17 protein-coding genes are annotated in these 24,696 nt (G+C 67.5%); 15 read left to right on the forward strand and 2 right to left on the reverse strand.

What is annotated here, in order from left to right:
- The first annotated feature begins 23 nt into the window (after positions 1-23).
- The 7 genes from AC5P5S_RS05220 to AC5P5S_RS05250 all read left to right on the forward strand — a co-directional run bounded on the left by AC5P5S_RS05220 (position 24) and on the right by AC5P5S_RS05250 (position 10,756).
- A complete protein-coding gene (locus AC5P5S_RS05220; protein WP_197596194.1) occupies positions 24-2,687 on the forward strand; it encodes a DUF2339 domain-containing protein in 2,664 nt (887 codons plus the stop codon).
- A complete protein-coding gene (locus AC5P5S_RS05225; RefSeq protein ID WP_062605756.1) occupies positions 2,684-4,060 on the forward strand; it encodes a DUF3999 domain-containing protein in 1,377 nt (458 codons plus the stop codon). Before AC5P5S_RS05220 ends, AC5P5S_RS05225 begins: the two co-directional genes overlap by 4 nt.
- 710 nt (positions 4,061-4,770) lie before the next feature.
- Positions 4,771-5,946 (forward strand): phosphoglycerate kinase, encoded by a 1,176-nt coding sequence (locus tag AC5P5S_RS05230; RefSeq protein WP_043034327.1) that lies wholly within the window; start codon positions 4,771-4,773, stop codon positions 5,944-5,946.
- The gene (locus AC5P5S_RS05235; RefSeq protein ID WP_005410834.1) at positions 5,943-6,596 is read left to right on the forward strand and encodes an HAD hydrolase-like protein; all 654 of its coding nucleotides are present in this window, start codon (positions 5,943-5,945) and stop codon (positions 6,594-6,596) included. Before AC5P5S_RS05230 ends, AC5P5S_RS05235 begins: the two co-directional genes overlap by 4 nt.
- A 217-nt stretch (positions 6,597-6,813) precedes the next feature.
- Positions 6,814-8,280: a pyruvate kinase gene (gene pyk / locus AC5P5S_RS05240; RefSeq protein ID WP_005410833.1), complete on the forward strand. Its 1,467-nt coding sequence runs from the start codon at positions 6,814-6,816 to the stop codon at positions 8,278-8,280.
- A 196-nt stretch (positions 8,281-8,476) separates the two neighbouring features.
- A complete protein-coding gene (locus AC5P5S_RS05245; protein WP_005410832.1) occupies positions 8,477-9,481 on the forward strand; it encodes a class I fructose-bisphosphate aldolase in 1,005 nt (334 codons plus the stop codon).
- Positions 9,482-9,610: 129 nt separating this feature from the next.
- On the forward strand, positions 9,611-10,756 hold the full coding sequence (locus AC5P5S_RS05250; RefSeq protein WP_043034326.1) for a hypothetical protein: 1,146 nt from the start codon (positions 9,611-9,613) through the stop codon (positions 10,754-10,756).
- Between the two features lie 92 nt (positions 10,757-10,848).
- Here AC5P5S_RS05250 and AC5P5S_RS05255 read toward each other — a convergent pair whose 3' ends face one another.
- Both AC5P5S_RS05255 and cysK read right to left on the reverse strand, forming a co-directional pair.
- On the reverse strand, positions 10,849-11,448 hold the full coding sequence (locus AC5P5S_RS05255) for an O-acetyl-ADP-ribose deacetylase (RefSeq protein ID WP_005410830.1): 600 nt from the start codon (positions 11,446-11,448) through the stop codon (positions 10,849-10,851).
- 268 nt (positions 11,449-11,716) lie between these two features.
- Positions 11,717-12,676, reverse strand: coding sequence for a cysteine synthase A (cysK, locus tag AC5P5S_RS05260; RefSeq protein WP_062605758.1), 960 nt, complete (start codon positions 12,674-12,676; stop codon positions 11,717-11,719).
- Positions 12,677-12,883: 207 nt separating this feature from the next.
- On the opposite strand from cysK, the gene AC5P5S_RS05265 reads away from it, so the two are divergent.
- The 8 genes from AC5P5S_RS05265 to AC5P5S_RS05300 all read left to right on the forward strand — a co-directional run bounded on the left by AC5P5S_RS05265 (position 12,884) and on the right by AC5P5S_RS05300 (position 24,640).
- Positions 12,884-13,867, forward strand: a complete 984-nt coding sequence (locus tag AC5P5S_RS05265; RefSeq protein ID WP_024958695.1) for a LysR family transcriptional regulator — start codon at positions 12,884-12,886, stop codon at positions 13,865-13,867.
- A 599-nt stretch (positions 13,868-14,466) separates the two neighbouring features.
- Positions 14,467-14,898, forward strand: coding sequence for a DUF2946 domain-containing protein (locus tag AC5P5S_RS05270; protein WP_062605760.1), 432 nt, complete (start codon positions 14,467-14,469; stop codon positions 14,896-14,898).
- 71 nt (positions 14,899-14,969) lie between these two features.
- Complete coding sequence (locus AC5P5S_RS05275) at positions 14,970-17,033, forward strand: TonB-dependent copper receptor (RefSeq protein WP_062605762.1); 2,064 nt, start codon at positions 14,970-14,972, stop codon at positions 17,031-17,033.
- 274 nt (positions 17,034-17,307) lie between these two features.
- Positions 17,308-18,414, forward strand: a complete 1,107-nt coding sequence (locus AC5P5S_RS05280) for an efflux RND transporter periplasmic adaptor subunit (RefSeq protein WP_049448774.1) — start codon at positions 17,308-17,310, stop codon at positions 18,412-18,414.
- Positions 18,411-21,536 carry an efflux RND transporter permease subunit gene (locus tag AC5P5S_RS05285; protein ID WP_099474759.1) on the forward strand — a complete coding sequence of 1,042 codons (3,126 nt, stop codon included), beginning with the start codon at positions 18,411-18,413 and terminating at the stop codon, positions 21,534-21,536. The genes AC5P5S_RS05280 and AC5P5S_RS05285 overlap by 4 nt, the downstream gene beginning before the upstream one ends.
- Positions 21,529-22,125 carry a GNAT family N-acetyltransferase gene (locus tag AC5P5S_RS05290; protein ID WP_062605766.1) on the forward strand — a complete coding sequence of 199 codons (597 nt, stop codon included), beginning with the start codon at positions 21,529-21,531 and terminating at the stop codon, positions 22,123-22,125. The genes AC5P5S_RS05285 and AC5P5S_RS05290 overlap by 8 nt, the downstream gene beginning before the upstream one ends.
- Positions 22,126-22,293: 168 nt before the next feature.
- Complete coding sequence (locus AC5P5S_RS05295; protein ID WP_005414320.1) at positions 22,294-23,814, forward strand: alanine/glycine:cation symporter family protein; 1,521 nt, start codon at positions 22,294-22,296, stop codon at positions 23,812-23,814.
- Positions 23,807-24,640 carry a TrmH family RNA methyltransferase gene (locus tag AC5P5S_RS05300; RefSeq protein WP_062605768.1) on the forward strand — a complete coding sequence of 278 codons (834 nt, stop codon included), beginning with the start codon at positions 23,807-23,809 and terminating at the stop codon, positions 24,638-24,640. Before AC5P5S_RS05295 ends, AC5P5S_RS05300 begins: the two co-directional genes overlap by 8 nt.
- The last annotated feature ends 56 nt before the right edge of the window (positions 24,641-24,696 follow it).

The following is a 24,696-nucleotide window of genomic DNA, read 5'->3' on the forward strand; positions in this document are numbered from 1 at the left end:
CGGGAACGCTATGGAAGCACGCAATGGAAGCACTGATTGCCCTGGTCGTACTGGTCCTGCTGGCCATCCCGCTGCTGCTGGGGGTGGCGCTGGTGATGATTGCCGGCCTGCGCCGCCGCGTCGCCGCGCTGGAAAGCGCCATGGCTGCCGCGCCGGTCGCCGCCATGCACGCGCCTGAACGGCCTGCGGCCCCCCCTGTGGCCAGTGCCGATCCACCGTTCCTGCGGCCGGTGGCGGCTGCTGCACCGCCTCCGCCTCCGCCTCAGCCAACGCCGGTGCGCGAAGCGGTGCCTGCGGCAACGGAGGCGCCGCGCGCGATCGCACCACCGCCGGTGCCACCCGCGCCGATGCAGCCACCGTTGCCTTCCGGACCGGCGCTGCCGAACTTCATCGAGCGCGGCATTGGCGCGGTCAAGCGCTGGTTCACCGAGGGCAACGTGCCGGTGAAGATCGGCATGCTGGTGCTGCTGGCCGGTGTCGCTGCGCTGCTGAAGTACGTCAGCGACCAGGGCTGGCTGGTGCTGCCGATCGAGCTGCGCCTGGCCGGTGTCACCGTCGGTGCACTGGGCCTGCTGGCGTTCGGCTGGCACCAGCGCGAGCGCCGGCGCCTGTTTGCGCTGGCCTTGCAGGGTGGTGCCATCGGCGTGCTGCTGCTGACCATCTTCGCGGCCTTCAAGCGTTTCGAGCTGATTCCGCCGGGCTTCGCCTTCGTCAGCTCCATTGCACTGGTGGCCGCGCTGTGCGTGCTGGCGGTGGTGCAGAACTCGCGCACGCTGGCGGTGCTGGGCATCCTCGCCGGCTTCATGGCACCGCTGTGGCTGTCCACCGGCAGCGGCAACCACGTGGGGTTGTTCAGCTACTACGCCGTGCTCAACGCCGGCATCTTCGCCATTGCCTGGTTCCGACCGTGGCGCGCGCTGAACCTGCTGGGCTTCGCCTTCACCTTCGGTATCGGCACGTTCTGGGGCGTGCTGCAGTACGCGCCTGACAAGTTCAGCAGCACCGAGCCGTTCCTGCTGCTGTTCTTCGCCTTCTACCTGCTGATCCCGTTGCTCTACGCACGCCGGCAGCCCGCCGGGCAGCGTGACCTGGTCGATGGCAGCCTGGTGTTCGGTACGCCGTTGGTCGCGTTCTCGTTGCAGGCGGGGATGCTGTACCAGCAGCCGATGACGCTGGCGCTGTGCGCACTTGGCCTGGCCGCGATCTACGCGGCGCTGGCGTGGGCGTTGATCAGGCGCGCGTCGTACACCGTGCTGGCGCAGTCGCACGCGGTGCTGGCGGTGGGCTTTGCCACGCTGGCGGTGCCGCTGGCCTTGTCGGCGCGGGCCACCGGCGCGGTGTTCGCGCTGGAAGGCGCCGGACTGGCCTGGTTGGGCCTGCGCCAGAAGCGCTGGCTGCCGCAGGTGTCCGGCGCGCTGCTGCAGATGGGCGCTGCGTTCGCCTTCGTGGCCGGTGGCGATCACTGGCATGAGGACCTGCGCTTCCTGATCAATCCGACTGCCATCGGGGCGCTGCTGCTGGCCCTGGCCGGCTTCGCGTCGGCCTGGAGCTACCAGCGCAGGTCACGCCACGAGATCGCCCTGGTCTACTACCTGTGGGGCCTGCTGTGGTGGCTGGGCGGCATGGTGCATGAGATCACCCGCTTCTTCCCGTACCGCACCGAAGTGGACGCGTTGCTGGTGCTGGCCGCCGTCACTGCCTGGCTGGCCGCCGAAATGCAGCGCCGTCAGCCGGCACGCGCACTGGGCGTGACCGCGCTGGCCATGCTGGCGCTGGGCTTCCCGCTGGCGCTGATGCAGAGCGACGCGCACCATCAGCCGTTCGCCGGCTACGGTGCGCTGGCCTGGGCGGTGTTCGCGGTGATGGGCGTGCGCACGCTGCTCTGCCTGCGCCAGGGGGGCGACAGCGTGGCGCGCATCGCGCAGTTCCTGTGGTGGCTGTTGTGGCCGTCTCTGCTTTCGCTGCTGGCCCTGTGGGGCGGTGGCGAGGCCGGTCTGGCACAGGGCTGGACCACGTTGCTGGTGACGGTGCCGTGGCTGTTGATGGCGGCGCTGTCGCTGTGGCGCTGGAATGCGCTGCGCTGGCCGCTGGGTGCAGCGTTCGATCGCGTGCGCCAGCCGCTGCAGTGCGTGCTGTTCGGCCTGTTGTCGATCGGCTGGCTGTTCGGACAGCTGCTGCCGGGCGATGCTGCGCCGCTGCTCTGGCTGCCGGTATTGAATCCGGCCGAGCTCGGACAGTGGCTGAGCCTGTTGCTGCTTGCACGCTGGCTGTACAGCGATCAGGCGCCGAAGACCCTGTCGGGAATCCGCATGCCGCTGCTGTCACTGGCAACGTTCGTCGCGCTGACCAGCGTGGTGCTGCATGGCGTGCATCAGTGGGGCGGCCTGTCGTGGAGTGCGTCGATGATGCGTTCCAGCCTGGCGCAGACCAGCCTGACCGTGCTGTGGAGCGTGCTCGGCGTGATTGCCTGGGTGTGGGGATCGCGCCGTGGCCAGCGCGTGTTGTGGATGGTCGGTGCCGTGCTGATGGGCGTGGTGCTGGCCAAGCTGGTCATCGTCGATCGCCAGCACCTGGGCAACCTGCTGGGCATCGCATCGTTCATCGCCTACGGCCTGCTGTGCACGGTCGTGGGTTATCTGGCACCGGCACCGCCCAGCGCGGCGCCGTCCGTGGAGGAAAAACAATGAGGAAGTGGAGCAGGGCGCTGCTGCCGGCGATGTTCGGCATGCTGGCCGCCGTCGCGGTGCAGGCCGCCGACTACCGCACGCAGTACGCCGAGCAGTGGCCGTTGACGCTGTCCAGCGCACAGTCCGGTGCGTACAGGGTGGTTCTGGAGCCGGCGATCTATCGCCGTGCAGGTGCCGCAGACCTGGGTGACCTGCAGGTGTTCAACGCCGCCGGCCAATCGTTGCCATCGGCATTGCTGGCGCCGGACCAGCCGCTGGCACAGCCGCCGGTGCAGCGTGAGCTGCCGTGGTTCGCGCTGCCGCCGCTGGCCGAAGCACAGCGCAACGATCTGCAGTTGCTGACCGAGCGCGATACCGATGGCCGTGTCCGTCGCGTCGAAGCACGCGTGAGCGGCGGTGCGGCAGCGAACGGGCAGGGTGGTTGGCTGATCGATGCCAGCGTGCTCGGCCAGCAACCGTTGGCGGCACTGGTGCTGGACTGGGCTGACAGCGGACAGCCGTTGCAGGCGCAGGTGCAGCTGGATGCCAGCGACGACCTGCAGCACTGGCGTCCGATCGGGCGTGACATCCCGCTGGTCGACCTGCAGCGTGCTGGCAAGCGCCTGCTGCAGCGCCGCCTGCAGGTGGACGGCGAGGCGCGCTATCTGCGCGTGCTGGCGCAGGGCGATGCGCGCCTGCCGACGCTGCGCAGCGTGCTGGCCGAGCTGCCGCCGGCGCCGGCCACGCTGCCGTGGGAGTGGCTGTCGCTGGAACCGACCTCGAAGGGCAAGGGTGAATACACCTTCGAACTCGACGGCCGTTTCCCGGTAGCGCGCGCGGATGTGGCCAGCACCGACAACAGCCTGGTGCAGTGGACGTTGTTCAGCCGCGATGACGAGAGTGCGGAATGGCAGCGCCGCAGTGCGCCATGGATTGCGTACCAACTGCAGCAGGGCGCGCAGGGCCAGCGCCAGCAATCAGCGGCCCAGCCGCTGGGGGGCGTGCATCGTGACCGCTACTGGAAGCTGGTGGCGAACCCGGCGGAAACTGCGACCGCACCGACCCTGCGCTTGGGCTACCAGCCGGAAGTACTGGTGTTCCTGAGCCAGGGGGCAGCACCGTATGCACTGGCAGTGGGCAGCGCGACCGCGCGCCGCATGGAAGCGCCGATTGGTGTGTTGATCGAGGAACTGCGGCAGCGCAATGATCCGTCGTGGCAGCCGACGCTGGCGCGCCTGGAGGGCAGCCCGGAGCCGCTGGCCGGTGACGCGGCGCTGAAGCCGCAGCACGATTGGAAGGCGTGGTTGCTGTGGGCGTTGCTGGGGCTGGGTGTGTTGGTTGTTGGCGGCCTGGCGGTCAGCCTGCTTCGGCAGAAGCCGGCGCCTTCGGCGTAGGTTGCGGCGAACGGCGCAGCCCCTCGTGGGTGGGGGTGGTCGTGCAAAGCAAAAGCAGCGCTTGGCCGGGCGGGGCGGGTTCGCGGGGGACGCCGCAAGTACGTCCTTGTAGGCTTGGCAGCCGCATCCATGCGGCTGACACCCCCGCGAACCCACCCCGCCCGGCCTCTGACAGTTTCCGGTTGCTTCCACCCACGGAAGAGAAAGAAGAAGAGCAAGAGCAAAGCAGCTTCGCTGGGCGCTTCTTGTAGAGCCGAGCCCACGCTCGGCTGCTCTCCGCGAAATCTCCAGCCGAGCATGGGCTCGGCTCTACAGAACAGCGGGGCCCTCGGGGTCAGATCCGTTTTCCGCAGGAAAACGGATCTGACCCCTTCTTTCTCCATCCGACATCAGAAACCGCTCTTGCCTTTGCCATCCGCTCCGTCACATGAACCTGTCGAGGCCGGGGCGGTGTGGGTTGGCAGGGGTGTCAGCCGCATGGATGCGGCTGCCAAGCCTCCATGGACGGATTCACGGCGCCCCCTGCCAGCCCACACCGCCCCGGCCCACCCCCAGCATCATGAAGCGTCAGCGCTTTGGCAGTTGCTGTTGCCGTTGCTGTTGCTGTGCGCCTCTGCCTGCCGCAGGCATCGGCCCTCCCTCCACCCGCACCCGATACAATGGCCGCCTGCCGCATCCCGGCATCCTGTCCCCGAGCCAAAGAGTTGCCCATGTCCATCGTCCGCATGACCGACCTCGACCTCTCCGGCAAGCGCGTGCTGATCCGCCAGGATCTGAACGTGCCGATCGAGAATGGCCGCATCACTTCCGAACAGCGCATCACCGCTTCGCTGCCGACGCTCAAGCGCGCGCTGGAGCAGGGCGCGGCGGTGATGGTCACCTCGCACCTGGGGCGCCCGAAGGAAGGTGTGTGGAGCGAAGCCGATTCGCTGGCGCCGGTGGCCCAGCGCCTGTCCGAGCTGCTCGGTCGCGAGGTTCCGCTGGTGCGCGACTGGGTCGACGGCGTCGAGGTCCAGCCGGGCCAGCTGGTGCTGCTGGAAAACTGCCGCATGAACGTCGGCGAGGGCAAGGACGATGAAGCCCTGTCGAAGAAGTACGCCGCCCTGTGCGATGTGTTCGTGATGGACGCCTTCGGCACCGCGCACCGTGCGCAGGCCTCCACACACGGTGTCATCCGCTTCGCCCCGGTTGCTGCCGGTGGCCCGCTGCTGATGGCCGAACTGGACGCGCTGGCGCAGGCGCTGGATGCACCGGCCAAGCCGCTGCTGGCCATCGTGGCCGGCAGCAAGGTCAGCACCAAGCTGGAACTGCTGGCCAACCTGGTCGGCAAGGTCGATCAGCTGATCGTCGGTGGCGGCATCGCCAACACCTTCATCGCCGCCGCCGGCTACAACGTCGGCAAGTCGCTGTACGAACCGGACCTGCTGGACACCGCGAAGAAGATCGTCGCCGATGCCAAGGCGCGCGGCGCCGACATCCCGCTGCCGGTGGACGTGGTCACCGCCAAGCAGTTCATGCCCGACGCGGTCGCCGAGGTGAAGGCGGTCGACGCCGTTGCCGAAGATGATCTGATCCTGGACATCGGCCCGCAGACCGCGGCGCAGTACGCGCAGCTGATCGAGAAGGCTGGCACCGTGGTCTGGAACGGCCCGGTCGGTGTGTTCGAGTTCGAAGCCTTCAGCAAGGGCACCGAAGCGCTGGCCCGCGCCATCGCCAGCTCCAGGGCGTTCTCCATCGCCGGTGGCGGCGACACCCTGGCGGCGGTCGACAAGTTCGATATCGCCCAGCAGGTCAGCTACATCTCCACCGGCGGTGGTGCGTTCCTGGAGTTCCTGGAGGGCAAGACCCTGCCGGCGGTGGCCGCACTCGACGCGCGCGGCGCATGAGTGCCGGGCACGGCAAGGATGTCCTGTTCTTCGACCTGGACGGCACGCTGATCGACTCGCAGGTGGGCATCACCGCCTGCATCGCCTATGCGCTGCAGAAGATGGACCATCCGGTGCCGCCGCAGGAGACGCTGCTGGGATGGATCGGTCCTTCGCTGCGTACCACCTTCACGCCACTGTTCGTCGAACCAGCGCGGGTGGAGCAGGCGGTGGGCTATTACCGCGAGCGCTTCGATGCCGAAGGCTGGCGCGAACACACGGTGTACCCGCAGGTGGAAGACACCCTGCGCACGCTGCATGGCCGAGGCCACCGCCTGGCGGTGGTCACCGCCAAGAACGAGCCGCATGCGCGCCGCATCCTTGCGCACCTGCCGTTTGGCGGGCTGTTCGAGGAGATCGTCGGTTCGACCCTGGACGGCTCGCGCAGCCACAAGCCCGAGCTGGTCGGGGAGGCACTGCGCCGCCTGCAGCTGCAGCCCGCACAGTGCTGGATGATCGGCGACCGCCGCATGGACATCGAGGGCGCACGCCACCACGGCCTGCGCAGCGTGGGGGTGCTGTGGGGCTTTGGCGGTGAGGCCGAACTGACCGAAGCCGGTGCGGGCCAGCTGGCTCGCGAGCCGGCACAGCTGACGACGCTGTTGGCCTAGCCGCCCCGCCTGGAGAGCTGGCCCCACGCTCGGCTGATTGCGGCCAACGGCGCAGCCGGGCATGGGCCCGGCTCTACAGAACGCCCTGCGCCAGCGTATGTCCGGGTGATGTCCGATCCATGACCCGCGAAGTCAGGCAGCACAAGGCTGTAACCGTATACATGCGGCGTGAAGGATGTGCTAATTTCCGTTCTTTATCGGGAGAGGCCCATTCACCATGTTCGAGCGTCAGCGTCGCACCAAGATCCTTGCCACCCTCGGTCCGGCCACTGATCCGCCGGGCGTGCTGGAGGATCTGTTCCGCGCCGGCGTCAACGTGGTGCGCCTCAACTTCAGCCATGGTGACCCGTCCGGCCAGGCCAAGCGTGCCGCCGAAGTGCGTGCCGCCGCCGCCCGCGTCGGCGTGGAAGTGGGCATCCTGGCCGACCTGCCGGGCCCGAAGATCCGCATCGAGCGCTTCGCAGAAGGCAAGGTGCAGCTGAAGGCGGGCAACCGCTTCGACCTGATCGCCAGCACCAGCGCCGGCCCGGGTGATGCCACCCAGGTGGGTGTGAGCTACCTCGGCCTGCCGCAGGACGTGGGTCCGGGCGACGTCCTGCTGCTCGACGACGGCCTGATGCAGCTGCAGGTGGTGGAGGTGCAGGGCGAACGCATCATCAATACCGTACTGAACGACGGTGTGCTGTCCGACCGCAAGGGCCTGAACAAGCAGGGCGGCGGCCTCTCGCTGGGCGCGCTGACCGAGCGCGACAAGGAGCTGATCGGCATCGTCGCCAAGATCGGTGTCGACTTCATCGCCGTGTCGTTCTGCCGCAACGCACAGGACATGAACGATGCGCGTGACATCGCCCGCTCGCATGGCTGTGATGCTGCGCTGGTGTCGAAGATCGAGCGCACCGAGGCCATCGAGAACCTGGAAGAAATCGTCGAGGCCAGCGACGTGGTGATGGTCGCCCGTGGCGACCTTGGCGTGGAGATCGGCGATGCCGAACTGCCGGGCCTGCAGAAGAAGATCATCAAGGCCTCGCTGGCACAGAACAAGGTGGTGATCACCGCCACGCAGATGCTGCAGTCGATGGTGGAAAGCCCGATTCCGACCCGTGCCGAAGTGCTGGACGTGGCCAACTCGGTCATCGACGGCACCGATGCGGTGATGCTGTCGGCCGAGACCGCTGCAGGTGCCTGGCCGGTCAAGGCGGTCGAAGCAATGGCGCGCATCTGCCTGGGGGCCGAGCGCCAGTTCCAGACCGAGACCGACTTCAACGCTTCGCCGCGCAACCTCGAGCGTGCCGACCAGGCCATTGCCATGGCCACCATGTTCTTGTCCCAGCACGTGGGCGTGCGCGCGATCGTGGCAATGACCGAGTCCGGTGGCACCGCGCGTTACCTGTCGCGTTTCCGCGCCAAGGCGCCGGTGTTCGCGGTGACCCGCCATGACGGCGCGCGCCGGCAGATGGCGCTGATGCGCGATGTGTTCCCGATCAACTTCGACAGCCGCGGCCTGACCCCGCGCGAAGCCGCGCGCGGCAGCATCCGCCTGCTGGTGGAAGCCGAACTGCTGCAGGCCGGTGACCGCGTCGTGTTCACCAGCGGCGAGCACATGGAAACCCACGGTGCCACCAATACCCTGCGCCTGCTGGAAGTGGGTGAAGACGGCCGCGCCATTGGGCTGGGCGATCTGTAAACCCAGTCGGCCTCGGGTCGGAGCCGCTGCGCGCATCCGACCCGGGGTCAGATCCCCAAAGGGGCTCTGACCCCATGCCGCAGGACATCCCTTGTCCTGCGTGGACATTGGAATCGTTTCCATCCTGGCCTCGACACCGGGGCAACGGGCGGCGGGGCTATACTTACGTTTTTCCCGCACCCGCCACAGGAAATACATGAGCATCGAACAGCTGGCCGAAACCGCCCAGGCCATGGTCGCCCCGGGCAAGGGCATCATCGCGATCGACGAATCCACCGCTACCATCGCCAAGCGTTTCGCCGGCGTCGGTATCGAGAACACCGAGGAGAACCGTCGTGCCTACCGCGAGCTGCTGCTGACCACGCCGAAGCTCAACGAGCACATTTCCGGCGCCATCCTGTACGACGAAACCATCCGCCAGTCGACCAGGGACGGCGTGCCGTTCGCCAAGTACATGGCCGACCACGGCATGATTCCGGGCATCAAGGTGGACAAGGGTGCGCACCCGCTGGCCGGCTGCCCGGGCGAGCTGGTCACCGAAGGCCTGGACGGCCTGCGCGAGCGCCTGCAGGAGTACTACAAGCTGGGTGCGCGCTTCGCCAAGTGGCGTGCGGTCATCAACATCGGCGAGAGCATTCCGTCGGGCACCTGCATCGAGTCCAACGCCCATGCGCTGGCCCGTTATGCCGCCCTGTGCCAGGAATGCGGCCTGGTGCCGATGGTCGAGCCGGAAGTGATCATGGACGGCGACCACGACATCGAGACCTGCTACGAAGTCACCGAAGCCACCCTGCGTTCGCTGTTCGACGCGCTGTACCAGCAGAACGTGCTGCTGGAAGGCACCATCCTGAAGGCGTCCATGGTCATCTCCGGCAAGAACTGCGATGAGCAGGCCGACGTCGAGGAAGTGGCCGAGTCGACCGTGATGTGCCTGAAGAGCACCGTGCCGGCCATCCTGCCGGGCGTGGTGTTCCTGTCCGGTGGCCAGAGCGACGAGCAGTCCACCGAGCACCTGAACGCGATGAACCAGCTGGGCAACCTGCCGTGGCCGCTGAGCTTCTCCTACGGTCGCGCCATGCAGCAGGCCGCGCTGAAGCTGTGGGCCAAGGACATGAAGGGCAACTACGCAGCCGCCCAGAAGACCGTGTACGAGCGTGCCAAGGACAACGGCCTGGCTGCGCTGGGCAAGTGGAACGGTTGATCCGTCCCATCGCTGGATGAACAAGGCAGCGCCGGCATCACGCCGGCGTTTGCTTTTGCGGGTATCTTTTCCGCCCCCGCGTGCCCGGCCGGTACGCGGGAACCACATGGAAGGCCAAGGAGAAACAACATGCGTTTGGCAGCAATCACACTGGCCGTAGCCACGGTCCTGGTCGCCGGCGGGTGCAACCGCATCGGCGGCGGCGCAGAGGCAGGCAAGGCCGCGTCGCTCGATTTCGACAAGCCGGTGTCCGGCGAGATCACCTCGCGCAGCGGCATCAACTTCAATGATGGCAGCCATCACCAGCTCTACCAGATCAAGCTGGAAGACAAGGATCTGGTCGGCCTGAAACTTACTGGTGCCCTCAGCGGCTCGATCGCCGTGTTCAACAACGGCAGTCTTGTTTCCACCAGCAACACCGGTTACGAACGCGAAGGCGACGTCTCGCTGGCGTTCCGTGCCAATGGCGGCGGCACCTACCAGGTGGCGGTCAATGCCGATGGCCCGACCGCCTTTGGTCCGTATCGCCTGCGAGCCGAGAAGCTGAAACCTTACGACGGCAAGCCGTTGGCGGGCAGTGGCGAAATCGTGGACATGCTGGCCAGTGATTCGCAGGACTACACCCTGCAGGTGGACAAGGCCGGCCTGTACGAAATCCGCCTGGTGTCGGATGTCTTCGATCCGGTGCTGAAGCTGTCGGGCCAGGGCGTTGAAGCCGAAAACGACGATGGCAACGACAGCACCAACTCGCGGCTGACCCTGTCGCTGAAGCCGGGCAAGTACACCCTGACCGCGCGCGGCCTCGGCAGCGGTGTCAATGGCATGTTCACCCTGTCTGCCACCCGCATCGAACTGCCGGGGAATCTGGTCGAGCGCGATGGCACCGCCCTGCCGAAGTCGGGCAGCGTGTACACCATGCTGGACAACGAAGGCCGTCGCCGCTTCCTGCTGACCCTGGACCGGCCGGCCGACGTGCGCCTGGACGCGATTTCCAGCCAGGTCGATACCGTGCTGCGCGTGGTCGGTGGCGATGTCGAGCTGACCGACGACGACGGTGGCAACGGTACCAACTCGCGCCTGGAGGAGACTCTGCCGGCCGGTCATTACACCGTCGACGTGTCCAGCCTGAACAATGGCGCAGGCATGGTCGAGGTGCGCGTGCAGGTGGAAGGGGCCAGCGCCGAGGGTGCTGCGGCATCGGCTGCACGTGCCGCTGCCGACGCTGCAGCCGCCGTGGCCGATGACGCCGCTGCGGTGGAAGCTGCCAGTCGTTGAGCGTGATCCACGCCATGCGTGGATGACATCAATGGTGTAACTGAGAAGGCCGGGCAATGCCCGGCCTTTTCCTTTTCGCGCTGCATCGCGATTCAATGCGCGGCGGCAAAACCCGCGTCACCCAGGGGCGGCAGCATCGACCCGCGCGGTTCGCTGTCGGCGCTTTGCCCGGCGGCACTCAACGCCTGCTGGTAGGCCTTGGCCGTAGCGGTATTGAACGCCACCAGCACGATGCGCATCGGTTGCGCATGGCTGCGCTGCCAGGCCAGTGTTTCGGTCACTGCGATCTGCGCGGCCTGGTACAGCGGATAGCCGTATACGCCGCAGCTGATGGCTGGGAATGCGATCGACTGCACGCCCAGCGATTCGGCCAGCTGCAGCGACTTCCAGTAGCAGTTGGCGAGCAACGCCGGTTCATCGCGCTGGCCGTCGTGCCAGACCGGGCCCACCGTGTGCAGTACGTAGCGTGCAGGCAAAGCGTAAGCACTGGTGGCGCGCACTTCGCCGGTCGGGCAACGTACGCCCGGGCGCAGCTCCGGCAGCTGCTCGCATTCGGCCAGCAACGCGGGCCCGGCCGCACGATGGATCGCGCCGTCGACACCGCCACCACCGAGCAGCGTTTCATTGGCCGCGTTGACGATCGCATCCACCGCCAGGGTCGTGATGTCGCCCTGCCAAACTTCGATCTTCATGCGTCCGTCTCCTGCCTGTGAGGTGATCCGCGCAGCATCTGCGCCGGCTGTTCCCACGGTAGGGGACAGGGCATCGATACTGCGTCATGACCGTCTCACGCGCTGCGATCCGACGGCCTTCACGCACGATGGCGGGCGACGCCTTCATGCAGGCTGAAGCAGAAGGGGGTCGGAGCCCTTTCCCTGCGGAAAAGGGATCCGCCCCCGGGCATGTAACAGGATGGGGTCGGATCCTTTTCCGGATGGAAGAGGCTCTGACCCCCGGGTGTCACGGCAGGCCGGCCAGCCAGTCGTCGTCAGAACCCTCGTTCACATCGGCAAACAGCGGTGTGGAGAAGTAGCGTTCACCGGTGTCCGGCAGCATCGCCAGGATCACTGAACCCGGTTCGGCACGTGCGGCCACGTCCAGTGCGCTGGCCACGGTAGCGCCGGCGGAGATGCCGACGAAGATGCCTTCCTCGGCGGCCAGTCGGCGCGCGGTGGCGATCGCGCGGTCATCTTCCACCGTCAGCAGTTCATCCACCACATCACGGTTGAGCACGTCGGGCACGAAGTCCGGGGTCCAGCCCTGGATCTTGTGCGGCTTCCAGTCATCGCCCTTCAGCAGTGCGGTGCCGGCTGGCTCGGTGGCGATGATGCGGGTCTGCGGACGCGCGACCTTCAGCACTTCGCCCACGCCGGTGAGCGTGCCGCCCGTGCCCCAGCCGCTGACGAAGTAGTCCAGCCGCTTGCCGGCGAAGTCGCGCAGGATCTCGGCGGCGGTGGTGTTGCGGTGATACGCCGGATTGGCCGGGTTGGCGAACTGGCTGGCCAGGAACCAGCCGTGCTGCTCGGCTAGTTCGCGCGCCTTGCGCACCATGCCGCTGCCGCGTTCGGCGGCCGGGGTCAGGATCACCTTGGCGCCATAGGCGCGCATCAGCTTGCGGCGCTCCACCGAGAAGGTCTCGACCATGGTCGCCACGAACTTGTAGCCGCGCGCGGCGGCGACCATCGCCAGCGCCACGCCGGTGTTGCCAGAAGTGGCTTCGACGATGGTGTCGCCCGGCTTGAGCAGGCCACGTGCTTCGGCGTCGAGGATGATCGCCAGCGCCAGGCGGTCCTTGACCGAGCCGCCCGGGTTGAACGACTCGACCTTGGCGTAGACGCTGACCTGCGGCGGCGCCAGGCGCTGCAGCTTGACGATGGGGGTGTTGCCGACGGTATCGAGGATGGAGTCGTACAGGGCCATGGAAGCGCTCCGGAAACAGGGCCGCGCCGGACGCCGGCGGGCAGAAGGGGAGGGCTGGCTGTTCAGGCCAGCGGCTGCCGGCTGACCGTAGCGCCGGCATATGACGCCCGGAAATGACCAGATACCTTTCTTAAACAACCTTTGGTTATAAGCTGGTGACGGCAATTGACCCTAGAGTGGACCTCCGCCCCACGCCGCCCGCCTCCCATGACGCTGACCCAGCTGCGCTACCTGGTCGCCATCGCCGACGCCGAGCTGAACATCACGCTGGCCGCCTCGCGCGTGCACGCCACCCAGCCCGGCCTGTCCAAGCAGCTCAAGCAGCTGGAAGACGAGCTCGGCTTCCTGTTGTTCGTGCGCAAGGGCCGCAGCCTGGAGTCGGTCACCCCGGCCGGCACCGAGGTCATCGCCCGCGCCCGCGCGGTGCTGGCCGAGGCCAACAACATCCGCACCTACGCGGCCAACCAGCGCCGCGAGAGCCAGGGCCAGCTGATCCTGACCACCACCCACACCCAGGCGCGCTTCGTGCTGCCGCCGGCGGTGGCAGCGATCAAGCAGGCCTATCCCCAGGTGAGCGTGCACCTGCAGCAGGCCGGTGAAACCGACGCACTGGACCGCTTGAACCAAGGTGACGCGGATATCGCGATCATCAGCACCGCCGGCAGTGAGCCCACCGATGGCATCGCGGTGCCGCTGTTCCGCTGGCGACGCCTGGTGGTGGTACCCAAGGGGCACCCGCTGGACCGCGCCGGCCGCGCACCGGACCTGGCCGCGTTGGCCCGGCAGCCGCTGATCAGCTACGAATCCTCGACCCGCCCGAATTCCTCGTTGCAGCGCGCCTTCGCTGCAAACGGCCTGGCGCCGGACCTGGCGCTGACCGCGCTCGATGCGGACCTGATCAAGACCTATGTGCGTACCGGGCTGGGCGTGGGCCTGCTGGCCGAGATGGCGGTCAGTTCCAACGACGAAGACCTGCGCTCGTGGCCGGCGCCGGACCCGATCAGCGAGTGCATTGCCTGGGCGGTGTTGCCGCGCGACCGGGTGCTGCGCGATTACGCGCTGGAGTTGGTGCACGTGCTGGCACCGCAGATTGATCCGCGCGATCTGCGCAGGGTGCTGGATGGCAACCAGGCCGCCGCGTGGCCGGTGCCCCCGACGTGGGAGTCACTGACCCAGACCATCACGGTGTGAGGGGGTGGTCGAGCAGGGCTTGCAGCCCTGCACCTGCTGCGGACAAAGGCAACAGCAACAGCAGAAGCGGCATTCCGTGGGTTGGCGGGGCGGTGTCGGAGTGCGGGGACGCTGCAAGTACGTCCCTGTAAGCTTGGCAGCCGCATCCATGCGGCTGACACCCCGCACTCCGACACCGCCCCACCTCTGACAGATTCCGGCGGCTGTTGGTAGGTGTCGACCTTGGTCGACACGATAGATCCACGCCATGCGTGGATGCTTTTCGATTCCAGTTCGAAATATTCGATTCCGATGGAGATTCATCCACGCATGGCGTGGATCTACTGCAGATCGCAGAGATCTGTCGATGGCGGGGTGGGTCCGGTTGCGGGGGCGTGAGCCGCATGGATGCGGCGACCGAGCTTACATGGACGTACTTGCAGCGCCCCCCGCAACCGGACCCACCCCGCCTAACTCACAGGAAGCCAGCTTTTGATGTTGCTTCGGCTCTTGCTGTTGCTCCAGCTCGCAGCGGGTGCAGGGCGCAGCCCTGCCGATAAACCCCCTCCTGCGACGGTTCGTCGCACGGGTAACCCAGGACCCGGCTCTACACTAGCGGGGTGACCCGCCTGTCCCGCCCGCAGCGTCTTCTGCTCCAGCTCGCCATCCTGGCGACGCTGCTGATGGTGCTTGCGCCGCTGGTCAGCCGTGCGCTGCAGGCGCCGCCGATGGACCACGCCGCAATGGCGGGCATGGACCACGCCGCCATGGGCCACGACATGCACGACATGGCCATGGCCGGGCACGATCAGCACGGCGCCGCGCCGGCAGCGCCCCGCCCCGCGGCCGATCCCCACGCCATGCATGGCGAAGCCTGCGAATACTGTGTACTGGCCATGCGCCTGCTGCCATGGCTGGCGGTGCTGGTGCTGCTGTTGCCGCTGCTGTGGCGGCCGCGCCTGGTGTTCCCGTGGTCGCAACAGGTGCTGCCCGCACCGCACTGGCCCGCACATGCCGCACGTGGGCCACCGCGCGTCTCCATCGTCCGCTGATATCCCTGTGAATCTGCCGCACGACGCCTGACCGGGCGCCGTGCGCGCGTGCGTACCTTGGAGCTGTTCCGATGAAAATGACTTCCCGCCCCGCGGGCGCCTGCGCGCGCCTGCCGGTTGCCCTTGGCCTGGCCGTGACCACGTCACTGGCCTACGCTGCGCCTGCCGAAGAGGCGCGTACCCTCGATACGATGGTGGTCACCGCCGCCGCACCGTCCTCGCCGTTGCACTGGGTGACCGACCCACGCCTGCCGCGGCAGCCGGTGCCGGCCAGTGATGGTGCCGATTACCTGAAAACCGTTCCCGGATTCTCTGCCATCCGCAACGGCGGCACCAACGGCGACCCGGTGCTGCGCGGCATGTTCGGTTCGCGCCTGAACATCCTCAGCAACGACGGCAACCTGATCGGTGCCTGCCCGTCGCGCATGGACAATCCGCTGTCCTACATCGCGCCGGAAAGCTTCGACCGGTTGACCATCATCAAGGGCCCGCAGAGCGTGCGCTGGGGCGCAGGTGCCTCGGCCGGTACCGTGCGCTTCGAGCGCGACACGCCGCGCTTCGATGAACCCGGCCTGCGTGCCGATGCCAGTGCGCTGGTCGGCTCGCGCAACCGCAATGACCAGGTGCTGGACCTGACCCTGGGCAATCCAACCGGCTATGTACGCGCCAGCGGCAACCGCTCCGAGGCCGATGACTACAAGGACGGCCACGGTGACGTGGTGCCGTCGAAGTGGCGCAAGTGGAACGGTGACGTGGCCATCGGCTGGACGCCGGATGCCGACACGCTGCTGGAGATTTCCGCCGGTGCCGGCGATGCCATCGCGCGTTACGCCGGGCGCGGCATGGACGGTGCCGCGTTCGAACGCACCAGCTATGCCGCGCGCTTCGAAAAACGAAACCTGCCCGGTGCGTGGGACACGTTGCAGGCCAACGTGTACTACAACGAAGCCGACCATGTGATGGACAACTACACGCTGCGCACGCCGAATCCCAACAGCATGATGCCGATGCCGATGGCGTCGAACGTGGACCGCCGTACCCAGGGCGGCCGGGTCAGTTCCGAGTGGCACTGGCAGGACGTGCACCTGGTGGCGGGTGTGGACGGCGAAGACAGCCGCCATCGTGGCCGCATGGGCATGGGCCGCAACACCTACCGCCAGGCCGCCTGGGAGACCGATGCCAAGTTCCGCCGCTACGGCGTGTTCACCGAGTTGACCCTCGGCGCCGGCACCGATCAGCGGTGGATCAGTGGCCTGCGCATCGACCGCGCCAGCGTCCGCGATGAGCGGCAATCGATCCGCGGAATGATGGGGAACAGGCCCAATCCGACTGCGGGCCAGCGCCGCAAGGAATGGCTCGGCAGTGGTTTCCTGCGTTACGAGCAGGACCTGGCCGACGGCCTGACCTGGTACGCCGGGCTCGGCCACAGTGAACGCATGCCCGACTACTGGGAGCTGTTCTCGCCCAACCATGGCCCGGCCGGCGCAGTGAACGCGTTCACCGGCGTGCAGCCCGAACGCACCACCCAGCTCGACGTCGGCCTGCAGTACAAGGGACCGCGCGTGCAGACGTGGGTTTCGGCGTACGCCGGGCAGATCCAGGACTACATCCTGTTCACGTACCACGGCAGCGGCATGATGGGCATGAGCCAGGCCCGCAATGTCGACGCGCGCATCGCCGGTGCCGAGGCGGGCCTGGAAGTGAGCCTGGCCGGGCAGTGGAAGCTGGGCGGCACGCTGGCCTATGCCTGGGGCGAGAACCGCGACCAGCAGCGTCCGCTGCCGCAGATGCCACCACTGGAAGCACGCCTGAGCGCGAACTGGGAAGGCCAGCGCTGGAGTGCCGGGGCACTGCTGCGTGCGGTGACCCACCAGCACCGCGTGGCCGAGGGCCAGGGCAACGTGGTCGCACAGGACCTCGGGCCGAGTGCAGGTTTCGCCACGTTCGCGCTCAACGCCGCGTACCGTTTCAGTTCGCAGCTGCAGCTCAGCGCGGGCGTCGACAACCTGTTCGACCGCGCCTACAGCGAGCACCTGAACCTGGCAGGCAGTGCCGACTTCGGCTTCCCGGCCGACCCGGTGCGCATCAACGAGCCCGGGCGCAGCCTGTGGATGAAGGTGAACTACCGGTACTGATCCGCCGGGTGAAAAAAAACCGGGGCCGGATCCCCGCCAGGATCCGTCCCCGCCCGACGCCCTCTGTCGGGCAGCTTCGACTCTACGATGGCAACGCCCGTGGTGCACGGCTGGATACAACCCGACACACGCCGACACCGCCAAGGGCAGCCTTGCACGGAACGGGTTCAAGGCGCTATCACGGCTTCGGTTCCACGATGGTAAACGCTTGGCACATACCGCTTTTGCGGGGCCTTGCCTACACTCGGCGGCCGTGGATCAATCAGGACCATTCATGTTGGCTCGTATCGCTTCGACCCTGGCCCTTGGCCTCAGCCTGGCCGTGTTGGCCGGGTGCGCAGGCAAACAGGAGGCCGCCGCGCGTCGGCAGGGCGAAGCAGTGCCGGTCACGGCGCAGGTGGTGCAGCCCATGCAGTGGAACGACACCCTGCAGGCGCTGGGCACGGCCAAGGCGCGCGAGTCGATCAGCGTCACCGCCAAGGTCAGCGAAATCGTCGAGAAGGTGCATTTCGAAAGCGGCCAGCACATCGCCGCCGGCGCACCGATCGTGACGCTGCGCGGGCAGGCCCAGGAAGCGGCGCTGGTGCAGGCGCAGGCCACCTTCCACGAGGCCGACCAGTTGTACAAGCGCCAGCGCGAGCTGGCCTCCCAGCGGCTGGTGTCCAGCGCCACGCTGGATACGCAGAAGTCGATCCGTGATGCCGCCGAGGCGCGCGTGATGCAGATGCAGGCCGACATCGGTGATCGCCGTGTGCGCGCACCGTTCGCCGGCGTGCTCGGCATCCGCCAGGTCAGCCCAGGCTCGCTGGTGACCCCGACCACGGTCATCGCTACGCTCGACGACATCGAGCACATGCACATCGATTTCCAGGTGCCGGAAGTGGAACTGGCCGCACTGGGCGTCGGTGACAAGGTCAGCGCCACCAGCGTGGCGTGGCCGGGCCGCACCTTCGAGGGCGTGGTCAGCACCATCGACGCACGCATCGACCCGGCGACCCGTGCGGTGACCGTGCGCGGCGATTTCGCCAACAGCGACCACGCGCTGCGCCCGGGCATGCTGCTGGACGTGCGCCTGTTCCGCCCCGAGCGCCCGGCGCTGGTGGTGCCGGAAATTGCCGTGGTGCAGGTGGGCCGCGACACGTTCGTGTACCGCATCAAGAGCGACGACAGCGTCGAGCGCGTGGACGTGGTGACCGGTGCGCGCCGTGCCGGCGTGGTTGAGATCAAGCAGGGCCTGGAAGCCGGCCAGCGCATCGTGGTCGATGGCACCGGCAAGCTGCGCCCGGGCCTGAAGGTCGCGGCCAAGGATGCGGCGCCGGCCAGCGGTGCCAAGCCGGCGGATGCACCGGCGCCGGTCGCGGCCGAGGGCCACGGCGGATGAAGCTGTCCGACATCTCCATCCAGCGGCCGGTGTTCGCCGTGGTGATGAGCCTGTTGCTGCTGGTGCTGGGCGTGATGTCCTTCACCCGCCTGACCCTGCGCGAACTGCCCGCCATCGATCCGCCGATCGTGTCGGTGTCGGTGGACTACACCGGCGCCTCGGCGGCGGTCATCGAAAGCCGCATCACCCAGGTGCTGGAAGATGCGCTGGCCGGCATCGAAGGCATCGATACGATCAATGCGCGCAGCACCAACGGCCGCTCGCAGGTCAGCATCGAGTTCACCTCCAACCGCGATATCGAAGCGGCGGCCAATGACGTGCGCGATGCGGTCAGCCGCGTCGCCGACCGCATGCCGGAGGAAGCGCGTCCGCCGGAGATCGCCAAGGTCGAGAGCGATGCCGACCCGATCATCTGGTTCAACATGGTGTCCTCGACCATGGACACGCTGGAGCTGAGCGACTACGCCGACCGCTACGTGGTCGATCGTTTCTCCAGCCTCGATGGCGTGGCCCAGGTCCGCATCGGTGGCCGCCAGCGCTATGCGATGCGCATCTGGCTGGACCGTGACCAGCTGGCCGCGCGCGGGCTGACCACTGGCGATGTGGAAACCGCACTGCGCAACGAGAACGTGGAATTGCCGGCCGGCCGCATCGAGTCGACCGACCGTGACTTCACCCTGCGCGTGGAGCGCAACTACATCAAGCCGGAAGACTTTGCGACCATCCCGCTGGGCAAGGGCCGCGACGGTTACGTGGTGCGCATGGGCGACGTGGCGAAGATCGAACTGGCTTCGGCCGAGCGTCGCGCGTTCTACCGCAGCAACGGCGAGCCGGGCATCGGCCTGGGCATCGTCAAGACCTCCACTGCCAACTCGCTGGACGTGGCGCGTACCGCGCGCGCTGAAGCCGAGCGGGTGGCGCTGACCCTGCCCAAGGGCACGCAGATCTTCGTCGCCTTCGACAACACCACCTTCATCGAAGCGGCGGTGGATCGCGTCTACGCCACGCTGGTGGAAGCGATGATCCTGGTGCTGGCGGTGATCTGGCTGTTCCTTGGCAGTTTCCGCGCTGCGCTGATTCCGGCCGTGACCGTGCCGGTCTGCCTGGTCGCGGCGTTCATCGCGCTGTATGCGTTCGATTTCTCGATCAACCTGCTGACCCTGCTGGCCCTGGTGCTGTGCATCGGCCTGGTGGTGGACGATGCGATCGTGGTGGTGGAAAACGTGCAGCGCCGCATCGACCTGGGCGAGCCCCCGCTGGTGGCCTCCAAGCGCGGTACCACGCAGGTCGCCTTCGCGGTGATCGCCACCACCGCCGTGCTGGTGGCGGTGTTCCTGCCGGTCGGTTTCCTGGAAGGCAATACCGGCCGCCTGTTCCGCGAACTGGCGGTGGCGCTGGCGGCAGCGGTTGCGTTGTCCGCGTTCGTGGCGCTGACGCTGACGCCGATGATGGCCTCCAAACTGCTCAAGCCGCACACCGGGCAGGCACCGCGCGGCCTGCATGGCTTCGTCAACCGCAACCTGGAGCGCCTGGCCTCCGGCTATGGTCGCGTGCTCGACCATCACGTGGACCGCACCTGGATCTACCTGCTGGTGATGGTGGCCGCGCTGGCCGCCAGCTGGGGCCTGCTGAAACTGCTGCCGTCGGAGCTGGCGCCGGCCGAAGACCGCGGTTCGTTCCAGATCATGATCGACGGCCCGGAAGGCGCCGGCTACGACTACACCGTGCAGCAGGTACAGCAGGTGGAAGCGCTGCTGGCCCCTCACGTCGGCCCGGACAAGCCGATCGTGCGTGCCAACCCCCGCGTGCCCGGCGGCTTCGGTGCCAGCGAGGAAATGCACACCGGCCGCGTCAGCATCTTCCTGCAGCCGTGGCGCCAGCGCAGCGAGGCCACGCCGGACGTGGCCAACGCACTGCAGAAGGAACTGGACACCATCCGCGGCGTGCGCGTGCGTACGCAGGTGGGCGGCGGGCTGGTGCGCAGTGGTGGCCAGCCATTCCAGATCGTGCTGGGCGGCCCGGAATACGCCGAGATCGCGCAGTGGCGTGACCGCATCCTGCTGCGCATGGCCGACAATCCGGGCCTGGTCGGCCCGGATTCGGACTACAAGGAAACCCGGCCGCAGATGCGGGTGAACATCGACCGCCAGCGTGCGGCGGATCTCGGCGTGCCGGTCACCGCGATCGGTTCGGCGCTGGAAACCATGATGGGTTCGCGTCGCGTTACCACCTTCGTCGACAACGGCGAAGAGTACGACGTGCTGGTGCAGGCCGGTCGCGATGGCCGTGCCAGCCCGGCCGACCTGGCTGCGATCCGTGTGCGTGCCACCTCCGGCGAACTGGTGCCGCTGTCCAACCTGGTCACGCTCAGCGAAGTGGCCGAGGCGGGCACGCTGAACCGCTTCAACCGCCTGCGCTCGATCACCATCACCGCCGGCCTGGCACCGGGCTATCCGCTGGGTGAGGCCATCGCCTGGGCGCAGAACGTGGCCCGCGAGGAACTGCCGCAGTACGCGCAGGTGAACTGGAAGGGCGAATCGCGCGAGTACCAGAGTGCGGGTGGCGCGGTGCTGCTGACCTTCGCGATGGCCCTGCTGGTGGTTTACCTGGTGCTGGCCGCGCAGTTCGAGAGCTTCATCCACCCGCTCACCATCATGCTGACCGTGCCGCTGGGCGTGCTCGGTGCCTTGGTCGGGTTGTGGGTGAGCGGCGGCACGGTGAACCTGTTCAGCCAGATCGGCATCGTCATGCTGGTCGGCCTGGCAGCGAAGAACGGCATCCTCATCGTCGAATTCGCCAACCAGCTGCGCGACGACGGAAGAACCGTGCGCGAGGCGATCATCGAATCGGCGATGGTGCGCCTGCGCCCGATCCTGATGACCTCGATCGCCACCGTGGTCGGCGCGATTCCACTGGTGGTGGCCGGTGGCCCCGGCTCGGCCAGCCGTGGCACGATCGGCATCGTGATCATCTTCGGCGTAACCCTCTCGACCTTCCTGTCGCTGTTCGTGGTGCCGGCGTTCTACGCGCGGCTGGCCCCGTACACCCGCTCGCCGGAAGCGGTGAAGCGCGAGCTGGAGAAGCAGGAAGCCGAATCGCCCTCGGTGGGCGGGCATGCCTGACCGGCCTGCCGGCGGGGTCGGACCAGGGGTCGGATCCCTTTCCGGAACGGAAAGGGCTCTGACCCCGCCACTACAGGGAGAAGGTTTCCGCCTGCGCCCCTGGCGCCCGGAAGACCTGGAATCCCTGCTGCGCCATGCCAACGACGCCGAGGTATCGCGGGGCCTGCGTGATCGCTTTCCGTACCCGTACACGCGCGAGGATGGCGAGGCCTTCCTGGCGGGCCGCGTGCTGGCCCCTGGCACGCTGAACCTGGCCATCGAGATCGACGGCCAGGCCTGCGGCAGCGTCGGTGCCCAGCAGGGCGTGGCCGAGCGTGGGCATACCGCCGAACTGGGTTACTGGCTCGGCCAGGCCTACTGGGGCCAGGGCGTGATGACCCGCGTGGTTGGCCTGTTCGCACCGTGGGTGATGGACGAACTGCGCCTGTTCAGGCTGCAGGCTAGCGTGGTCGACTTCAACCTCGGCTCGGCCCGTGTACTGGAGAAGAACGGCTTCCAGGAAGAGGGCGTGGAGCGCTGTGCGGTCTACAAGCGCGGCGTCCTGCACGACCTGCGCCGCTTCGCCCGGGTACGCACCCGGCTGCCCTGACCCCAACCTGCCACACGGGCGAACTGGGGTCGGAGCCCTTGCGCGGCGCGCAAGGGATCCGACCCCATCCTCTTGGCGCTACCGCAGCGGCCTTCGATCAGGGAGAATCGACCGGTCCCTTCCAGCCGACGGGACGTCCTTACAACCCGCCGACTGGAGAGAGCGCGCGTGGAAGCAACCGTACATTTCATCAACAGCATCATCTGGAGCAAGGCACTGATCTTCGTGTGCCTGGGCGCCGGCCTGTTCTTCAGCCTGCGCACGCGCTTCATGCAGATCCGCGGCTTCCTCGAGATGTGCCGCCTCACCGTCAAGGGTGAGAAATCCGACGCCGGCGTGTCCTCGTTCCAGGCCCTGGCCATGTCGATGGCCGGCCGCATGGGTATCGGCAACATCGCCGGCGTGGCCACCGCCATCGCCTTCGGCGGCCCCGGTGCGATCTTCTGGATGTGGGTGATGGGCTTCCTCGGCGCGTCCACCTCGTACGTGGAATGCACCCTGGCGCAGATCTACAAGACCAAGGACGCTGAAGGCCGCTACCGCGGTGGCCCGGCCTACTACATCGAAAAGGCCATGGGCCTGAAGTGGTACGCGCTGGCCTTCGCCATCGCCACGATCATCGCCGCCGGCTTCCTGATGCCGGGCGTGCAGGCCAACGCGATCGCCGACAGCATCATCAACGCCTGCCGCGGTACTGCCCTGTGCGGTCCGCTCGATGGCCAGGCCTTCGGCATGGAGTCGGTGCAGGCGCTGAAGCTGGGCATCGGCATCGTGGTCGCGCTGCTGCTGGGCGTGGTGATCTTCGGTGGCGTCAAGCGCATCGCCAACTTCGCCGAAGTGGTGGTGCCGTTCATGGCCGCCGGCTTCATCCTGATGGCCATCGTCATCATGATCATCAACTACGACCGCGTGCCGGAGATGTTCAACATCATCTTCAGCAGCGCCTTCGGCACCCACGCCGCGTTCGGCGCGATGATGGGCCTGGCAGTGGAGTGGGGCATCAAGCGCGGCATCTACGCCAACGAAGCCGGCCAGGGTTCGGGCCCGCATGCAGCGGCCGCCTCGGAAGTCTCGCACCCGGCCAAGCAGGGCTACGTGCAGGCCTTCGCCATCTACTTCGACACCATGATGGTGTGCACCGCCACCGCCTTCCTGATCCTGGCCAGCGGCACCTACAACGTGTACTCGCCGGCAGGTGCCGGCGCCCCGCCGATCTTCCAGGGTCTGGCCGGCATTCCCGAAGGCGCGGGCTATGCCCAGGCCGGTGTGGAAGCCGTGCTGCCGGGCTGGGGTTCGGCGTTCGTGTCCATCGCCATCTTCTTCTTCGCCTTCACCACCATCATGGCGTACTACTACATGGCCGAGACCAACCTCAGCTATGTGAACCACAACAGGAAGCGCCCGCTGACCGTGCTGGTGCTGCGCCTGGGCATCATCGGCATGGTGGTGTTCGGCGCGTTCCATAATGCGACCCTGGCCTGGGCGCTGGGTGACATCGGCGTCGGCCTGATGGCCTGGCTGAACATCATTGCCATCCTCATCATCCAGAAGCCGGCCATGCTCGCCCTGCGTGATTACGAACGACAGAAGAAGCTCGGCCTCGATCCAATCTTCGACCCCGATGCCCTGGGCATCAAGAACGCCGATTTCTGGCGTCAACGCAAGCTGGAGTTGTCCCGTAGTGAATGATCCCTGGAAGAATGCCCGCCGCCCGTCGTCGCGACCGCCGCGGGCCACCCCGCTGCCACCGCGTGAGGGCGGCACCCCGCCGCCGCCGGGGCGCGGCAACGACGAACTGCGCCTGTATGGCTGGAACGCCGTACAGGCGCTGTTCGCCAAGCGCCCGCAGGCGCTGCGCAAGCTGTACCTGGTGGACGCGCTGATTCCGCGCATGCAGCCGGTGCTGAAGTGGTGCGTGGCCAACCGCGTGGGCTATCGCGTGGTGGAGGAAGGCGATCTCAACAAGCTGGCTGCCACGACCCATCACGAGGGCCTGGTGGCCGACGTGCTGCGTGCGCCGGTCGTGCCGCTGGCGCAGTGGCTGGCCGATCTGGAGCAGGGCCCGGTGCTGGCGTTGTGGCTGGATGGTGTCGGCAACCCGCACAACTTCGGCGCGATCCTGCGCTCGGCCGCGCATTTCGGCGTCAAGGCGCTGCTGCTGCCGGCCGGCAGCACGCTGGCGCTGTCCGGTGCTGCCGCACGCGTGGCCGAAGGCGGGGCGGAGTCGGTGCCGCTGGTGCAGCTGCCGGAGACTGCAGAGGCGATGGCGCAGCTGCGCAGTGCCGGTTTCGGCCTGGCCGCAACCCTGGTCGAGGGCGGTGATGACGTGTTCCGCGCGTCGCTGCCGTCGCGCCTTGTGTACGTGATGGGCGCTGAAGGCGAGGGCATGGACCGCGGCCTGGCCAGCGAATGCGACATGCGGGTCTCGATTCCCGGCAGCGGCGCGGTGGAGAGCCTGAACGTGGCCTCGGCCACGGCCGTGCTGCTGGCGCAGTGGGCAAGTCGCCGCGGGTGATCCCGTATCCGGGGTCGCATGATCGGGGTCGGATTCCTCGCCGAAGGCGAGGGCTC

It is taken from the genome of Stenotrophomonas sp. YJH_SMC_54 (assembly GCF_059368435.1).

Bases quoted from the DNA above. Each gene is read 5' to 3' on its own strand.
- AC5P5S_RS05220 (WP_197596194.1), top strand. From the start codon at position 24: ATGGAAGCACTGATTGCCCTGGTCGTACTGGTCCTGCTGGCCATCCCG.
- AC5P5S_RS05225 (WP_062605756.1), top strand. From the start codon at position 2,684: ATGAGGAAGTGGAGCAGGGCGCTGCTGCCGGCGATGTTCGGCATGCTG.
- AC5P5S_RS05230 (WP_043034327.1), top strand. From the start codon at position 4,771: ATGTCCATCGTCCGCATGACCGACCTCGACCTCTCCGGCAAGCGCGTG.
- AC5P5S_RS05235 (WP_005410834.1), top strand. From the start codon at position 5,943: ATGAGTGCCGGGCACGGCAAGGATGTCCTGTTCTTCGACCTGGACGGC.
- pyk (WP_005410833.1), top strand. From the start codon at position 6,814: ATGTTCGAGCGTCAGCGTCGCACCAAGATCCTTGCCACCCTCGGTCCG.
- AC5P5S_RS05245 (WP_005410832.1), top strand. From the start codon at position 8,477: ATGAGCATCGAACAGCTGGCCGAAACCGCCCAGGCCATGGTCGCCCCG.
- AC5P5S_RS05250 (WP_043034326.1), top strand. From the start codon at position 9,611: ATGCGTTTGGCAGCAATCACACTGGCCGTAGCCACGGTCCTGGTCGCC.
- AC5P5S_RS05255 (WP_005410830.1), bottom strand. From the start codon at position 11,448: ATGAAGATCGAAGTTTGGCAGGGCGACATCACGACCCTGGCGGTGGAT.
- cysK (WP_062605758.1), bottom strand. From the start codon at position 12,676: ATGGCCCTGTACGACTCCATCCTCGATACCGTCGGCAACACCCCCATC.
- AC5P5S_RS05265 (WP_024958695.1), top strand. From the start codon at position 12,884: ATGACGCTGACCCAGCTGCGCTACCTGGTCGCCATCGCCGACGCCGAG.
- AC5P5S_RS05275 (WP_062605762.1), top strand. From the start codon at position 14,970: ATGAAAATGACTTCCCGCCCCGCGGGCGCCTGCGCGCGCCTGCCGGTT.
- AC5P5S_RS05280 (WP_049448774.1), top strand. From the start codon at position 17,308: ATGTTGGCTCGTATCGCTTCGACCCTGGCCCTTGGCCTCAGCCTGGCC.
- AC5P5S_RS05285 (WP_099474759.1), top strand. From the start codon at position 18,411: ATGAAGCTGTCCGACATCTCCATCCAGCGGCCGGTGTTCGCCGTGGTG.
- AC5P5S_RS05290 (WP_062605766.1), top strand. From the start codon at position 21,529: ATGCCTGACCGGCCTGCCGGCGGGGTCGGACCAGGGGTCGGATCCCTT.